The organism is Pseudoalteromonas sp. B160, from assembly GCF_037162485.1.
GTDB lineage: Bacteria > Pseudomonadota > Gammaproteobacteria > Enterobacterales > Alteromonadaceae > Pseudoalteromonas > Pseudoalteromonas rhizosphaerae.
In genome coordinates, this window is record NZ_JARLUX010000001.1 from 3,925,158 (window position 1) to 3,941,179 (window position 16,022).

General features: G+C 39.7%; 15 protein-coding genes and 1 pseudogene. 5 read left to right on the forward strand and 11 right to left on the reverse strand.

Features of this window, described 5'->3' with window-relative positions; translation table 11 throughout:
- Positions 1-15 precede the first annotated feature (15 nt).
- The 5 genes and pseudogenes from P4S61_RS18315 to P4S61_RS18340 form a co-directional block, all read right to left on the reverse strand.
- Positions 16-894 (reverse strand): transglutaminase family protein, encoded by an 879-nt coding sequence (locus tag P4S61_RS18315; protein WP_145233166.1) that lies wholly within the window; start codon positions 892-894, stop codon positions 16-18.
- Positions 891-3,410, reverse strand: coding sequence for a circularly permuted type 2 ATP-grasp protein (locus tag P4S61_RS18320; RefSeq protein WP_145233165.1), 2,520 nt, complete (start codon positions 3,408-3,410; stop codon positions 891-893). Before P4S61_RS18320 ends, P4S61_RS18315 begins: the two co-directional genes overlap by 4 nt.
- Positions 3,411-3,557: 147 nt before the next feature.
- Positions 3,558-6,309 (reverse strand): annotated as a pseudogene (locus tag P4S61_RS23020) (transglutaminase family protein).
- Positions 6,303-6,731, reverse strand: a complete 429-nt coding sequence (locus P4S61_RS18335) for a transglutaminase N-terminal domain-containing protein (protein WP_337118835.1) — start codon at positions 6,729-6,731, stop codon at positions 6,303-6,305. Before P4S61_RS18335 ends, P4S61_RS23020 begins: the two are co-directional and overlap by 7 nt.
- Positions 6,685-6,867 (reverse strand): transglutaminase N-terminal domain-containing protein, encoded by a 183-nt coding sequence (locus P4S61_RS18340; protein ID WP_337118837.1) that lies wholly within the window; start codon positions 6,865-6,867, stop codon positions 6,685-6,687. Before P4S61_RS18340 ends, P4S61_RS18335 begins: the two co-directional genes overlap by 47 nt.
- 575 nt (positions 6,868-7,442) lie before the next feature.
- Between P4S61_RS18340 and P4S61_RS18345 the strand changes: the two genes are divergently transcribed.
- From P4S61_RS18345 to P4S61_RS18360, 4 genes are all read left to right on the forward strand, one after another.
- A complete protein-coding gene (locus P4S61_RS18345; RefSeq protein WP_337118839.1) occupies positions 7,443-7,895 on the forward strand; it encodes a hypothetical protein in 453 nt (150 codons plus the stop codon).
- 190 nt (positions 7,896-8,085) lie between these two features.
- Positions 8,086-8,241, forward strand: coding sequence for an SHOCT domain-containing protein (locus P4S61_RS18350; RefSeq protein WP_337118841.1), 156 nt, complete (start codon positions 8,086-8,088; stop codon positions 8,239-8,241).
- 128 nt (positions 8,242-8,369) lie between these two features.
- Positions 8,370-9,308, forward strand: a complete 939-nt coding sequence (locus P4S61_RS18355; RefSeq protein WP_337118842.1) for a zinc-binding metallopeptidase family protein — start codon at positions 8,370-8,372, stop codon at positions 9,306-9,308.
- A 65-nt stretch (positions 9,309-9,373) separates the two neighbouring features.
- Positions 9,374-9,544 (forward strand): putative zinc-binding metallopeptidase, encoded by a 171-nt coding sequence (locus tag P4S61_RS18360; RefSeq protein WP_337118843.1) that lies wholly within the window; start codon positions 9,374-9,376, stop codon positions 9,542-9,544.
- Between the two features lie 147 nt (positions 9,545-9,691).
- On the opposite strand, the gene P4S61_RS18365 is transcribed toward P4S61_RS18360, so the two are convergent.
- The 5 genes from P4S61_RS18365 to P4S61_RS18385 all read right to left on the reverse strand — a co-directional run bounded on the left by P4S61_RS18365 (position 9,692) and on the right by P4S61_RS18385 (position 14,587).
- Positions 9,692-9,988 (reverse strand): hypothetical protein, encoded by a 297-nt coding sequence (locus P4S61_RS18365; RefSeq protein ID WP_337118844.1) that lies wholly within the window; start codon positions 9,986-9,988, stop codon positions 9,692-9,694.
- A 186-nt stretch (positions 9,989-10,174) separates the two neighbouring features.
- A complete protein-coding gene (locus P4S61_RS18370) occupies positions 10,175-10,606 on the reverse strand; it encodes a hypothetical protein (RefSeq protein WP_182717430.1) in 432 nt (143 codons plus the stop codon).
- Between the two features lie 216 nt (positions 10,607-10,822).
- Positions 10,823-12,220, reverse strand: a complete 1,398-nt coding sequence (locus P4S61_RS18375; RefSeq protein ID WP_149982512.1) for a M28 family peptidase — start codon at positions 12,218-12,220, stop codon at positions 10,823-10,825.
- Between the two features lie 206 nt (positions 12,221-12,426).
- Positions 12,427-13,779 (reverse strand): NADP-specific glutamate dehydrogenase, encoded by a 1,353-nt coding sequence (gene gdhA / locus P4S61_RS18380; protein WP_182757615.1) that lies wholly within the window; start codon positions 13,777-13,779, stop codon positions 12,427-12,429.
- A 334-nt stretch (positions 13,780-14,113) separates the two neighbouring features.
- Entirely contained in the window at positions 14,114-14,587 is a 474-nt protein-coding gene (locus P4S61_RS18385) for a DUF1456 family protein (RefSeq protein ID WP_145233406.1), read from the reverse strand.
- A gap of 135 nt (positions 14,588-14,722) precedes the next feature.
- Here P4S61_RS18385 and P4S61_RS18390 point away from each other — a divergent pair, with 135 nt between their 5' ends.
- Entirely contained in the window at positions 14,723-15,487 is a 765-nt protein-coding gene (locus P4S61_RS18390; protein WP_182730616.1) for a spermidine synthase, read from the forward strand.
- Here P4S61_RS18390 and P4S61_RS18395 read toward each other — a convergent pair.
- Positions 15,484-16,017: a DUF924 family protein gene (locus tag P4S61_RS18395; RefSeq protein WP_337118845.1), complete on the reverse strand. Its 534-nt coding sequence runs from the start codon at positions 16,015-16,017 to the stop codon at positions 15,484-15,486. The genes P4S61_RS18390 and P4S61_RS18395 overlap by 4 nt on opposite strands.
- Positions 16,018-16,022 lie beyond the last annotated feature (5 nt).

The following is a 16,022-nucleotide window of genomic DNA, read 5'->3' on the forward strand; positions in this document are numbered from 1 at the left end:
ATTGAGTTGTTTTAATCACTCCAATCGAATCATATCAACCGCTACATCAAGCAATTGTGTACCGCCACCAAAAACCACGCCTTTCAAAGGAGTGACATCAGAAAAATCACGGCCAACAGCAAGTGTTATATGCTGCTCATTAGGCATAACATTGTTTGTTGGATCAAAGTCTACCCAACCAAACCTTGGCACAAACACAGAAAACCATGCATGGGTCGCATCTGCACCTGCTAACTTTTCTTCCCCCTCGGGAGGCATTGTTTCTATATACCCGCTAACATAACGTGCTGCTAAACCAATACTGCGTAAGCACGCTATCGCAAAATGTGCAAAATCTTGGCAAACGCCCCTTTTTTGTGCAAAAACAACACTCAAAGGCGTACTAATCGTAGTAAAACCAGGATCATACTGAAACTCATGAAAAATCCGTGCCATGAGATCTTTACAGCCACAAATCAAGCTAATATCAGCTAAAAACGACGTTAAAGCGTATTCCTTTATACCCTGTACAAAAGGAGTATATTGAGATGGCAAAATAAACTCCGATGTTTTTAACAGCTGATATGTATTTGGCTTTGCGACGATATCGCGAGCCTCTTGCCAAGGCATATCAGTGTCGACGAGGTTAATATTTGCACTTAATAAAAGTTCCACTTCACTGGTCATAGTCACTTTCAGTTTTTTATGCTGAGTGGCTATTTCAAACGCGGTCACTTTATTATCAAAATAATCCGTAAATTCTTGTAGATAATTTGCCGGCGGCTCAATATCTATGCGACTACTGTGGCATATCTGAGCACGATTTGTTTTTGGTGTTAACCGTGCTTGGTTTTGACACAAGCTAACAAAATCGGCATAACTGTAGGTTGTGGAATGCTTTATTTTATATTTCACGATTGAGCTTGCTCAATATTAGTCCAATTCAATTTATTCGCCGTTTGTGTATGAGAAAAATACTGCAATAATAATACATCACAAAAGGTATTTAAGTTCAGGCGAATATTATGGTTAAACTCGATTAACTGTTTACGAACTCCAGCGTCCGTCCTTTGCAGGTAGTCTTTTTCTGTGACATAGCAACTCGTTTTAGAAAGTAAAATTGCTTTTTCATGTGCTGCTATCACTCCCTGTCTGCGTTTAGTCGGTAAATGCTTACATAACTGGTTTATTTGCTCTAACTGAAAAAGTAATGAGCGAGGGTATTCTGCATCCAGTAATAATAGCTCAAGCCCAGTACCTATACTTTGATACATTCTATAGCGACGTTTATGGGTCACTAAGCTAACTTGACTACTCAAAACCGCTTCGAGTAAACCAAGCTCTTCAGCTTGCTCGAGTTCTTGCGTTAATAAAGCCCCTGTTAATGAGGTGATTTGTAAGCTGCGCTCAATCCTGCGACCCATCTCAAGTAAAAACCAGCCATTGCTGTTTGGCATACAATCCACTAACGAGCCATTAAAGGCCATGATCAAACCAATCACTTTATCTAAAATACTTTGCATCGCACGTGATGAAATGTTGATATTGATATGCTTTAGCACTTTAACTTGCTCATTGATTTCATCAATAATACGACGACTATCATGAGACAATAATTCTTGGACCTGTACTGATGCATTCGCTAAATAATTTAACGTATTTATTATACTACCCGCGCGTAGCTCATCAGCGAGTAAAGCAAACGCTGTTTGCTTAGACACTGCGCTATCAAATTCTTCAAGCTTGATTGCTTGCTCTACATAAGGGTAAACAATATGCTGAGCGCTGATAGCAGCCAACAAACGAGCAACAGTACTGCGGCGTATTAAATCTGGATAAATAGCCAACTCAGTGTAACGATCAATAAAGATACGTAATATTCTTATGGTATTTTCACAGCGCTCTAAATAACGACCGAGCCAAAATAAATGTTCTGCAGTACGACTTGATATAACCCCTTCAAGTAAGCTTACATCCATTCTTTTTTTAATTGGTGTTGGTACACTTTGCTCAGTTAAATCAATATCTTTACTGGTATTTATCCAAGTATCTTTGAGCCAACCAGCGCCCTTAGCGTTAGCACTATTTTGATAAGAGAAACACAGTGCCGATGGCAGCACTTCGATGCCATTTTCTGTGGTTAATACATAACACCTAAATACCACAGGTTTTGCAATTAACTTACCGTCATCCCAAAATGGTGCGCTACTAAATGCGGGTTTATCTTGAAAATAATAATCGCTAGGTTGCTTAGTTATAAGTTGTTTAATTTTATCAGCGTCTAAATGGCCATCAAGTGTTAGTTTAGGATCTTTATAACTACCAAACACTAACTGTGACCAATCCGATGATTTAACATCTTCAATGCTGTGGTACTTAGGGCAATCTAGTAATAATGGTTGTTGTAAAAGTTGCTCTGATAGCTGGGCTAAATTACATTGTATTGCTGGTGATGAGAGTACCCCGCTACCAAAAGGATTTAATACTTTTACTGAGCCCTCACGTACAGCTTGTAATAAGCCTGGAATACCATGTAACGAGTATTGTGTTTGTTCAAGTGAATCGATACTTTGATCTGGGATCCAACGTAAAATCACATTGATTTTCCCCAACCCTTGTAATGACTTTAAACACACTTCGCCATTACGCACTGTTAAATCAGCGCTTTGCACTAAAGTATAGCCAAAGTAAGTAGATAGAAACGCATGCTCGTTATAATTTGGATCATCGATCCCTTGAGTTAAAATAACAATACGAGGATCATCCATATAATGAATAAACTCGTTAATGCCTTCTTGAAACAAATTTAAAAACTCTTTAATTTGTTGCACGTTGCATTCAGCAAACTCTTCAGCCATAACGCGCCTAGCTATAATGCGGTTTTTAAGCAATAGCCCTAGACCTAACGGACATTGGCAATGATCAGCTAAGACTTTAAATTCACCCGATGGTGCGCGATACACATCAACCGCTGTAAAAAACAGTTTTAGCTCATCACTTGGTAAGCTAAATCCTTCACGTAAGTAATGACTATCTTGGTACAGCTGCTGCGGTGATATTTGCCCACTCAAAAGTAGCTTTTGCTCAGAATAAACATCTTGTTGGATCTTATTAAGTAATAAAGTTCGCTGTTTTATGCCTTGCTCTAACGTATTCCAATCTGCTCGAGAAAACATAAAAGGCAGTGGATCGAAGTGCCACTGTTGATTACTCTCACTTTTAATATTGCCATTTTGCAAAAGTTGCGTAATTTCAATGGCACGACTACTTACATCTTCAGCGGTTAAACTTGCTAAACGATTAAATAAAGTATCCCAATGCTCAGGGTTTAAGCCACTGTGATCCGCCAATTCATCATGACCGTGGCGTTTATCAAGGTATAAAGACAACCAATTAGGCAGCTCTGGCATCGTATTATTATTAATGTACAAGCTAAAAAGCGCTCCGCTATAGAAAGTAAACTATCATTCTAGTTCAATTTGTTGGTAATTGTATTAACAAAAGCGTCTGTTAAATAATGACTCTACTTTGCGTAATGTCAAAGTGGAGTCATACAATGAACAACCCAAAAAGATGATTTATTTGAACTTAGGTTGTCTCCTTAAATCGAGCGTATTAGGGTAATCTGAATTAGTATTTTCTTCATCGGGAACAACAAATTCACTCACCGATTGTGCTGATTCAAAGCTTCGTGTCGCAGCCGATGGGCTCCAACTAGGCTGATCAGATGCTAATAATGATGGTGTGTGACCATGCTCCCAAAATCGTGCAACCCTTCGCCCTTCAGCTTCAAATGCATTAACGGGTAATGTTTCTGGATTTCGCCCACCAGCATGACTAACATGGTAGACAAAACCACCCATTGAGCGGCCTTCCCAGGTATCGATCAGATCAAATACTAACGGTGCATGTACACCAATTGTAGGATGCAGCGCTGTTGGTGGCTGCCATGCACGGTAACGGATCCCGGCAACCATTTCATCTTTCGCTTTGCCTTTAACAATTTTAAGCGGCACGCGTCGGCCATTACATGTAACGATATAGCGGTCACTCATTGTGCCAATTACTTTGATTTGCACGCGCTCTAATGACGAATCAACATACCGAGCAGTACCAGATGCACTGGCTTCTTCACCTAGTACATGCCACGGTTCAATCGCGGTTCTAAGCTCTAACGTCACATCATCGAGTTCTCGGGTGCCGCAAACAGGGAACCTAAACTCAAAAAATGGGTTTAGCCAACTTACTTGGAATGCAAAACCAGCTTGCTGCAGATCTCTAACAACCTCAGCTAAATCATTTTCAACATACTGAGGTAATAAAAATTTATCATGTAATTCGGTGCCCCAACGGATCAACGGTTTGTGATAAGGCTTTTTCCAAAACCAAGCCAATAAAGTCCGTAATAACAACATTTGCACTAAACTCATTTGTGAGTGAGGTGGCATTTCAAACCCCCTAAACTCGACAATACCTAGTCGTCCTGTTGCTGAATCGGGTGAATATAGCTTATCAATACAAAACTCCGCCCTGTGTGTATTACCTGTTAAATCAACAAGTAAGTTGCGTAACAAACGATCAACGAGCCATGGCTCAGGCACTTCCCCTTCAGGCATATGTGAAAATGCGATTTCAAGCTCATAGAGCAACTCATCACGTGCTTCATCCACACGAGGTGCTTGGCTTGTAGGGCCGATAAATAAACCTGAAAATAAATAAGATAATCCAGGATGGTGCTGCCAATAAGTAATAAAACTTCTTAAAATATCTGGGCGTCGTAAGAACGGGCTTTGCTGTGGCGTTTCACCACCTAAAGTGACATGATTACCCCCCGGTGCCGGTATGACGACCGTCCGCCATAAACTTATCTGTTCCTAAACGTGCTTGTTTGGCTAGATCGTAAAGTGTCGTTGTTCTATCTACCAATTGCTGCCATGACGAAGATGGGTGGATGTTCACTTCAATGACACCTGGATCAGGTGTCACGGCGTATTTTTCTACACGACTATCTTTAGGCGGGCTATAGCCTTCAATAACAACCAGGATTTGCAGGGTTTTTGCGGTGCTTTCAATCGCATTTAATAGCGACATATAATGTTCAAAATGGCTCGTTGGGGGCATAAAGATGTACAACCGCCCTTCTCTTACTTCCAATGCCATTGCGGTTTTGATCATCTGTTGACCAATAAAGCCTTTTTGCAGTTTTTTAGCTTTTGTAAAGTTATCTGGAATATCAAACGGATCTCGCTCAATAATGTTGCTTGTCCACTCAAGGCTATCAAGCGGTAATCTATAACCAAGGGGTGATTCACCTGGTAATAAAAAACAGTATTCGCGTTTAAATTCCCATTTGCATGACTGCCAGCAATGTTTCGCTTGATTAAACTGCAGCGGCAATGCATAACCAACAGGCTTTTCAATACCTTGTTCCATTTTAGCTAAAAAGCCTTTACGGCTCATTGCACTAAGAAGTTCAGGCTGTTTAGGCCCCACCTCTTTGGGTAACGATGCCTCTTGCCATAAATGATATAAAATATCTTCATAGGCTGTAGTGATAGCCTTGGTTTCAAGGCCTATTTCTGCACATAGCTGTTCTGTAAAACGCTTGGTATCTGTGTGGTCTAATTTATAATCTTTATTCGGATCAGCTAATAAACTGGCATCTTGCCACAAAGCTTCACCGTCTTTTCGCCAATAACATGCATATTGCCAGCGAGGCAGTGACTCTCCCGGATACCATTTACCTTGCCCATAATGTGTAAAGCCACCTTTGGTATATGCTTTGTTCATCGCAATAAATAAGCTTTGTGCTAACACTCGTTTTTCTTTACCGTCGGCTTCTGTGTTCCATTGGGGATGTTCCATATCATCAATAGAAATAAACGTCGGCTCACCGCCCATTGTTAAATGAACACCTTCCTTAACATATACATCATCAACTTGCTGACCCAAGCGGTTTATTGCAGCCCATTGTGTTTCTGAATATGGCTTTGTAACGCGAGGGTCTTCATGTACGCGCGTTACTTTGTTATAAAAACTAAATTCTGATTCGCACTTATCTATGCCACCAGAGACAGGTGCTGCTGAGCTAGGTTCAGGTGTGCACGCAAGCGGAATATGGCCTTCGCCAGCAAATAAGCCGGAGGTAGGATCAAGCCCGATCCAACCTGCGCCTGGAATATATACTTCAGTCCATGCGTGTAAATCAGTAAAATCTTCATCAGGACCACTTGGGCCATCAAGTGATTTTTGATCTGATGTAAGTTGGATTAAATAACCAGATACAAAACGAGCAGCCAAACCTAAATGACGAAACAGTTGTACTAACAACCACGCAGAATCTCGACATGAACCGGTTTTTTTGTGATGGTTTCGTTCGCCGTTTGAACTCCAGGCTCTAAACGAATGCCGTAGCCAACAAGATTATAAATTGACTGATTGACCGCAACTAAAAAATCAACACTTCTGATTGGTTTTTCCGGACGTAACGAATCAATCAATTCTAAAAACTTAGGACTCGCCTTACGTTTTTTTAAATAGGGATTAAGCTCAGCCTTTGCGACTTTATCGTATTCAAATGGAAACTCTTCAGCATATTCTTCTAAAAAGAAATCAAACGGATTAATTACCGTCATTTCGGCCACTAAATCAACAGTAAAACTAAACTCAGTTGTGGGGCTATTAAATACCACTCTTGCCTGATAATTACCAAAAGGGTCTTGCTGCCAATTGATGTAATGATCTTCCGGCACTATTTTTAATGAGTAGCTTTTTAATTTTAGTTCGGCTATGCGGTGCTGGACGTAAGCGGAAAATATGCGGCCCCATATTTACTGGGCGGTCGTACTTGTATTGAGTATGGTGCGCTATACCAACAGTAATTGTCATCGATTAATCCCTCTTTAATTTTTTGTATAGCCATTTAAGTATAACTTACTACTACCTGCCTGCTATTTAAGCAATATACATTCCATATAGATTACATAATAAAATTAGGCTGTTAGCCTATATATTGGTCACTATTGACTGTTTAGAATCAAAGAGCGAGCGCTGTGAAGAATTATTTGGTGCGACATTCGCACCAAATTAGTACAAAGCTAAGTATTAAAAATCACACAGCGCTTATTATTTTATGTAATTCACCAATAAAGCATGCCTGTTTTTTCTAGCGATTAAATAGAAAAAAGTCCCAATTAATCACAACACCAGTTAAATGCTTCGCTAAAACGAACTTAAAAAATAGTTCACAATAAAACCACGATTAAGCTTCTTAACAGTGTTATAGTAGTTTGATTTTTAATCGCCCTGAAAGCCAAACTAGCAAGCTTAGTGTCTTTAAACAAGCAATGTTGGCATTTTATTTTGCTAATTTATTATTAGCATCAATGCTTAAGGTAGATTGTTCACAGTTAGATCATGACGTAATACACATCCCGCCTATCTTCATATTAAGGACTCTATTTATGCAAACATTAACAAACATTGGTGACAACTTGGTTAAAGGAATATCTGCCCGCTATGGTTTAAGTTATGAGGCAGTAGTACATATGTTAGTTGCAGTAAATAATGGCGGCGGTTCAATGGCGCAGTTTAATTGCCCAGAGCTTGGCGGCTCAGGTCAATGGATGCGCGGTGGAATGACAATGGTAGGAGACATGTTCAATAATGGCTTGAAAAACACCGTTGATAACTTATGTAACGAACTTGCCACTATTTTAGCAAACAACCAAGTTTTCCCCGTCATTCCTGCCGGTACTTTAGGTAGCAACCAGTGGTGGCCAGTTAATTTAGGTAATCCATCGAGTACCGGTTCACAAAACAACACCCGTTATGCTGTTTTTCCTAATCGCTTAGCCATTGAAAAAAATGGTCAGGTCACACTCTATGATACGCTCGATCACCAGATCGGGGAGTAAGCCAGCAACAAGGCAACGATATATCGCTTACCTTTAGTAGCCAGTGGGGAAACATTAGCGTAAATAGTTTGCCAGTGATTGCTGATGATAGCTTCACTCAGACACATTCAAGTCACAATACCAACTTTGCCCAATCAACAGACTTTGCAAAACAACAGCAATCCCCCCTGAGACAGGCTCAAATGATAAAATGATGAGTAGCGAGTCGACAGCTATTAATGCTTCGCAATACTCAGTGAATGAAACCCTCGACATTATTGAAAAATTAGCACAATTACGTGATTTAGGCGCACTCACTGATGCTGAGTTTAATGAGAAAAAATCAGATTTATTGCAACGAATTTAACGGCAAGTAATCTCAGGCTTATTAATTTTATAATTTGCTAACTTTATAATTTGTTAGCAATATAGCTAATGTAAGTCTGTTCACTGAATAATTTGTCATTGTATTTATCAACGGATACGGTAAAAAATATGAAAACGTTTAAATGTAACTGCAAAGATAATCAAATATTGTTTTTTGAAAGTAGTCACTGCCTTGCCTGTGGCAAAACTGTTGGTATTGATGACAATTTTAACCTTGTAGAACCCTACGAATTTAATGACACAACGGGCTTATATTACAAAGCGTCAGCCCCTGATGTGCCCTATCAAAAATGTGATAACAATGCACACTATAAGGCATGCAATGGCATGGTTGATATCGACAGTTTTGTACCAGCGCCAGACACAGAAGAAGTGCTGTGTTTCGCATGTCGGTTTAATGAAACAATCCCAGATCTAAGTATTAATCAACACATTCCACTTTGGACCAAAATGGAAACAGCAAAACGCCGAGCATTGTATACACTTAAAGCGCTTTCTTTACCATTAAATAACCTCAGCCAAGATGCCGAAGGTGGCCTTAGTTTTGATTTTATAACCGACCGCAGTGTTAATGACCATTTCGTGACTAAATTAGCAGGTCAAGAAAATGTTTTTACTGGCCATAACTGCGGCCATATTACAATTAATTTGGCTGAAGCTGATGATGTCGCTCGCTCACAAACAAAGCATGCTATGGGTGAGCGCTATCGCACTTTGCTTGGTCATTTTCGTCATGAGTTAGGGCATTATTATTTTGACCAGTTAATTGCAAATTCACCGCAAAAACATGCTTTATGTAAACAATATTTTGGCGATGATTCTTTAGATTACCAACAAGCGATTGATGCCCATTATAAAAATGGCGCTCCTGCTAATTGGCATGAAAACTATATTAGTGAATACGCCACCATGCACCCTTTTGAAGACTGGGCAGAAACTTGGGCGCACTACATGCATATTATTGATACTTTAGAGACAGCAAAAATTTCTCTATTACCGGTTCTACACTCGGTAATGAATTTGAAGTTGAGGACACTGATGAGTTAAGGCTACCGCAAAACTCGTATTACTTTAATAGCCAAACATCAATCTCAGTAATGTTGGATAGCTGGATGGAATTTTCGATTATTTTAAATTCGTTAAATCGCAGCATGGGCTTAGCTGATGCTTATCCATTTGTTTTAACACAGGCGGTACGCACTAAGCTTTCGTTTGTTCATCACGCGATCCATAACAGACTTAACCTTATGCCTGATTTAAATACAACAGCTGAGAACACATAACAACAGCTTTGATAATGTAATTTCGGCAAATGCTCTATCCGGATTAACAGCACTGACACAGATAACAAACCGCAGTACGTTATCAGCCAGCTAACACAACACATCCGCTAATGAGTATGACCTGTATTGCGTTATAAACTTTTGGTATTACAAACTAAAGCTTGCCTGATACTTAGTTGAAATTAATCGTACTCGTTCAAATGGCCAATGCTCAGCGAGCCAATGTAAGATGCATAACCGTAAGGTATTATTTAATTCCTGACTATCATTACGTAGCCAAAAAGTAATCTCACTATCGAATTCATTGTTCACCCCAGGATCAATATACACTGAGCCTAGGCAGCGTGTTTTTTTCGAGTTTAATATCGCATAAGCAAATGCTTTTTTTTCGTTAAACTCTGCGGCATGTTGAGCTAAGCTTTGACGATTCTCTTCAAGGGTCATATCGGCTTTTGGCCAATCAGGCTTGGGGCGAATATACCTTTTAGCTGCGGCACACTTGACATTACAGCAGTAAAATCAAGCTCAACTACCTGCTCATTTAATGGAGTAAAATAAAACGCAGTTGTTTGCAGCGCTTCTGGGGGTTAAAATCCGTCGATACAAATAAAGACATTGCTTCCTTCCTTGCTAATATTTAACTGATAAAACCAGCCATTGTTGTTTTAATCCTATAAAATGAAAGCCGCCAATCAGTAAACAAATGATCGAGCTCCAAAGCCAAAACATCTCACTGCGTCCTAGCGGATTAGTCATTAAATATAATCCTGCAATACCGCGAAATAAATAAATCGCAGTTACCACAACTAACACAAAGCGTATGAAAGGTAGCTGTTTGAACAAACCCGCGGCTGAAAAAGCATATAACGACCAAACGCTTAATACAAAAGCGATGAAGAAAGTGATCAGCGAAGGCGTCAACTTACCCTGCTCTGCGAGCATTGCCATGTGCTCACCAGCACCGAAAAAGCGATACCACGGCGCACCAAAAACAATACAACCAAGGTGAGCGAGTGCGGCTAAAGCACTTAAGCTGCCTGCAATCAGCAAAAATAGGTTCATACACTGTCAACTAATTCACATTTAACTCCACCATAATACGAAAAAGCTATTAACTTCAAGTATTCACTGAAATTATTGTATGAAAAGCGTACATTCATAAACTAAGGTCAACATAAAATACAACTATTGCTGTTCAATTGCGAAGTCCGCTACTAAATTGTCTTGCCTGATATTCAAGCGCAACTGTAATTACGCTTGAATATCAGACGCTACACATTACTTTAGTGTTTGCTCAAACGCACCTACATCGCCAGGGAAAACCACCGGTGATTCAATACCGTCTTTATTAACCGCAGCAACCCCAAAATAATAATTATCAATGACTACATTTTTAAGAGTCGCTTCACTTACATCACCCACATAGCGGCTAAACTGCCATTGTGGTTCACTGGTATAACGCCAATAGAGTCTGTACCCCGTGGTCGTTTTATCATTATTTTTTTGCCATTTTAAGGTCGTACTAGGTTGCACAGCACCTGATATTTCAACGTTATTAGGTGGTGCCGGTGCCCATGCCATTGACGCTAAACTTACCGCATTAAGCGCTGTTAATTTTGCGGTATAATCAAAATCAACGCCATCAATGGTATCACCATAAACAATACCATCCTCAGTGCGTAAGTCTTGATGTTGATGGTTATAATTTTCGTTCGTTTCCATTACCCTTACAGCAGCATAACCCATGTCGTTAAACGGGCGATGATGCCCTCCTCGACCAAAGCGATCGAGTCGATAAACTAACAATGTGTCAAGATTGGGAATATAGCGATCGGCAATGGTATCGATATAACGGGCTAAATTACGACTAGCTGAATCGACCTCGCCACCGGTAAAACGGCGTTTATGCGCTTGCTCTTTGGTTTCGATAACCCGCGTACCTTCAGAGAAAATACGTGCAGTCGTGTTATCAGTAACGCCATTAATACCAGTAATATTACCAATCATGTCATTATTGAGTACACCGTGTACTTGCCAGCCTTGCTTTTGTGCATAGTCGGCTAAAATTTTACCACCAAACAGTCCTTGCTCTTCGCCTGAAAGCGCGGCATAAACAATTGAGCCATTAAATTTATATTTAGATAACACGCGAGCTGATTCAATCACCCCAGCAACACCCGATGCATTATCATTCGCCCCTGGTGCGTCGCTGGTAAAATCCATTACATCGCTGACCCGTGAATCAATATCGCCCGACATCATCACCATCCGGTTTGGCTGATCAGTACCGCGTTGAATAGCAATAATATTCACCACTTCAACAGGATTTGGAATACGCTTTTCGCCAGAAATGGTATCTTTAACTTCTATTACTTCTAAACAGCCACCGCATTGCTGAGAAATTTTCTCAAACTCAGCCTTGATCCAACGCCGAGCTGCACCAATTCCTCGGGTGTTTGATTTTGTATCTGATAACGTATGACGAGTGCCAAAATCAACAAGTGTTTGAATATCACTGCCAATACGTGTTGCTGAAACATCAGCGGCAATATCATGAAGCTTGGTTTGATCTTGATAATTTAGCTCAGCGGCCAAGGTGCTTGTTGAAATAAACAATGTAGTTATTAAAATTGCGGGCTTGAGGGTCGATAGCTGATAGGTTTTATGATCAGACATAGTGTTGATGCTCTTTATTATTTGATAAATATACAATACGTGAGCAGTTACCTGCTGCAAATAATTTTGAGACCAACACCTGTTTAACTCGTTCAATCACTGATTGGTTAGATAAACGGGATAATAATCGCGATATGAACAAATATACGTCAATAAAAAACCCACCACCAATATAGTGGGCTCATGTACATTAAGACTATCGTTTGTTAAACAACACCTTGCTCAATCATAGCATCTGCTACACGACGAAAAGCAGCAATATTAGCACCTAACACTAAATTACCAGGTTGATCAAATTCAGCGGCTGTATTACTTGCAGTATCAAAGATATTTTTCATTATTTGTTGCAGCTTAGTATCGACCTCTTCGAATGTCCACATTTGCATACTGGCATTTTGCGCCATTTCTAATTGGCTCGTCGCAACACCACCCGCATTAGCTGCTTTGCCAGGGCCATAGGCTATTTTAGCAGCAAGCAACACATCGACCGCTTCTTTAGTACTTGGCATATTTGCGCCTTCACAAACTAATATACAGCCATTGCTTATTAACGTTCGCGCATCAGCTTCAGTTAACTCATTTTGCGTCGCACAGGGAAAAGCAGCATCAGCAACAAAACGCCATACCGCATGTCCATCACTTGGGTAATCTGCACAAGTAATATACTTCGCATCGCTGTGGGTTTCTAAATAGACAGCTAAACCTTCACGCGCACCTTCTTTAAGCTTTTTAACAAGTGCAACATCAATACCTGATTCATGATACAGCGTACCGCTTGAATCACTGCAAGTGATAGGTGTTGCCTCTAATTGATAAAGTTTTTCCATCGCGTAAATTGCCACGTTCCCGGCGCCAGAAACTAAACAGCGCTTACCTTTAAGTGAGTCATCATTGTCTTGCAACATGTAATTGGCAAAATAAACAGCGCCATATCCTGTCGCTTCTTTTCGAGCCAATGATCCACCCCACAATAAACTTTTGCCGGTAAAAGCACCGTCGTAACGTCCGGTCAACCGTTTATATTGACCAAACATATAGCCTATTTCGCGTGCCCCAACGCCAATATCACCCGCAGGCACATCGGTGGTTGGGCCGATATGACGATACAGCTCGTTGATAAATGATTGGCAAAAACGCATTATTTCGCTGTCAGAGCGGCCCTTAGGATCAAAGTTTGCGCCGCCTTTACCACCACCAATCGGTAAGCCAGTTAACGCATTTTTAAAAATTTGCTCAAACCCTAAAAATTTTATGATGCTGGCATTTACACTTGGATGGAAACGTAAACCACCTTTGTATGGACCTAAGCTTGAGTTAAATTCAATTCGATAGCCTTTATTGACATGAATGTTACCGTCATCATCAACCCAAGGGACTCTAAACATAATTTGACGTTCAGGTTCAACTAGACGTTGAATAATCGCATTTTTTTGATAGTCGGCTGAGTTTTCAAGAATAGGTTCAAGTGATTCAAGCACTTCTTCAACGGCTTGATAAAATTCGCATTGTGCTGGGCTAGTTTGTTTTAAATGTGCAATGGTATCATGGATATAATTCATAATTATTCTTCCGTGTTAAAAGTTATGCTTGTCTCAGATGTTAAAATAGACGTGATCAAGTTTATGGGTCATCTAGTTAAGAGCCTTAAAAATTGTAATATTTTTAACACTGTAACATGATAAACCTATATATTTAACGTTCGATAACGTGAATTATTTTTGAGTTGATACGCAAGAGCAACAATTAACGCTCATTAAAAAAGAATATAAATTTATGAAATGTGAATAAATAAAGATTTAAATACTAACGCAGAGAGCAGCTTAAAACACCGATACTTAAAGTGGGGTTAAAAATCATATCCGTACGATATAAATACGGATATGAACACGTAAATTATTCGCCGCTTGCCTCTGGACGAAGTTGTAGCTGTAAACCAGTTAAAAAGTTACGTAATATTTGGTCATTACATACACGATAATGCTTGTTATCGGCTTTGCGAGAAAATGCACTTAACTCATGCTTACTCAAACTAAAATCAGTTAAGGCAAGGACATCGATCACGTCTTCCGTTTTCATATTTAATGCGATACGTAATTTCATTAAAATGATATTATTATTTAATTTACTTTCTGGCGCTGGTTGCTCACCGTCGCGCTTACCGCGCTTTGTATTAATAAAACCATTTAGAAAAATGGCAAACTCAGTATCACTTGGATCTACGTAACCCTCTTCCCCTTCTCTGGTTAGCCAACCAATCACTTGTTGTTGAGTCACGTCATGATCTGCTGCAGCAAAAATTTCAATCATGGTAGTATCAGCTAAATTAAAGGTATAGCGAAGGCGGCGTAAAATATCATTATTAGTCAAAGTAAATTCCAGAGTAAGATAAGACAACCAAGCAGGTATTGCTGGCTTATGAGTAGCCATACAGTTTAGCAGAGTTAACAAGGCCACCCTATTGATTTTTTGTTTTGCTCAACATCCCCATTATGAAGGAACGGCATGATTGATTTAACGCCATTTACTACCGATGCATACCTAGTAGCAACAATCCAAAGTAAGCAAGACACGCTAAAGATTTTTGAAAATGCTGATTATCGTTGGCTTACACTCGGGGATAAGCTAACTTTACAAGGTGTAATGGAAAAATCACAACCGCAGCAAGTATGTAATCCGGTAAATCAAGCTATGCTGCTATTTTTGCTTTGTAGCGAACCCTCCTCACAGATATTAAATTTAGGTTTAGGCAGCGGTTGTTTTGAACGAGCAGTGACTAATAAAGCCGGATTTGAATTAACGACTGTCGAAATTAATCCGAATGTAATTAAAGCAGCTAAGCAGTATTTTTTCCTCAATGACAACAATCATATTGTAGCGCAATGTGCTGAACAATTTATTGCTCAAAGTAGCCGCAAATTTGATGTGATTTTAATTGATGTTTTTAGTGGTAAATCGCAGCCAGCGTTTTTACAAAAGCAGGCATTTTTGTGCGACTGTCATGCTCGACTTAGCACATACGGTAAGATCTGCATCAACTTTACTGCAAAAAATAAACAACAATTAATCGCTCTACTAACGACACTTCGAAGTCTATTCAGTCATATTGTGGTGATTGAATTTAACCAATATAAAAATATTGTGCTGATCGCCAGTGAGCAACGCCTTGATGCTATTAATATTGAACAGATAAAACAGCACAACAATTTTAGCTCGCCTGATTTAGCTGCTGAAATTAAACAATTATTTCATATACCTAAGCTTGATTAAAAATGCGAGCCTGGTTGAGCTAAAAACGCAACTTCCTCGGCGCTGGACTGACGCCCTAAAATAGCATTTCGGTGTGGGTAGCGACCAAACTGATCGATAATATTTTTATGGGCAAGTTCATAATCTTCATTACTCAAACCTTTAAATAATACCATCGCCTGTTGGTGTATAAAGCTCGATTCGCTGTGCATAAACGGCATATAAAAAAACACCCGCTGCTCAACAGGTAATAATTGATCAAAGCCTTTTTCGATTGCCAACTGTGCCAATGTTAACGCTTGCGGATCTTGACTAAACGCGTGAGGGGTATCCTGGTAAATATTACGAGAAAACTGATCAAGCACAATCACTTCAGCTAATGCACCTAAGGCAGTCACTCGCCAAGACGCATACTCGCCTTTTGTAATAGCTATCAACAGATCACTAAATGTATCTCGTATCTTAATATCTGTAGCATCAGATTTTTTATACCAACCAGATGGACCAAGTTCATCAAACCAATAATCAATTACTACTTGATAACTAAACATAAATT

Coding starts and splice junctions, on each gene's coding strand:
- P4S61_RS18395 (WP_337118845.1), bottom strand. CDS start 16,017: ATGTTTAGTTATCAAGTAGTAATTGATTATTGGTTTGATGAACTTGGT.
- P4S61_RS18340 (WP_337118837.1), bottom strand. CDS start 6,867: ATGACAATTACTGTTGGTATAGCGCACCATACTCAATACAAGTACGAC.
- P4S61_RS18355 (WP_337118842.1), top strand. CDS start 8,370: ATGAAAACGTTTAAATGTAACTGCAAAGATAATCAAATATTGTTTTTT.
- P4S61_RS18365 (WP_337118844.1), bottom strand. CDS start 9,988: ATGACCCTTGAAGAGAATCGTCAAAGCTTAGCTCAACATGCCGCAGAG.
- P4S61_RS18390 (WP_182730616.1), top strand. CDS start 14,723: ATGATTGATTTAACGCCATTTACTACCGATGCATACCTAGTAGCAACA.
- P4S61_RS18350 (WP_337118841.1), top strand. CDS start 8,086: ATGATGAGTAGCGAGTCGACAGCTATTAATGCTTCGCAATACTCAGTG.
- P4S61_RS18360 (WP_337118843.1), top strand. CDS start 9,374: ATGGAATTTTCGATTATTTTAAATTCGTTAAATCGCAGCATGGGCTTA.
- P4S61_RS18345 (WP_337118839.1), top strand. CDS start 7,443: ATGCAAACATTAACAAACATTGGTGACAACTTGGTTAAAGGAATATCT.
- P4S61_RS18375 (WP_149982512.1), bottom strand. CDS start 12,220: ATGTCTGATCATAAAACCTATCAGCTATCGACCCTCAAGCCCGCAATT.
- P4S61_RS18370 (WP_182717430.1), bottom strand. CDS start 10,606: ATGAACCTATTTTTGCTGATTGCAGGCAGCTTAAGTGCTTTAGCCGCA.
- gdhA (WP_182757615.1), bottom strand. CDS start 13,779: ATGAATTATATCCATGATACCATTGCACATTTAAAACAAACTAGCCCA.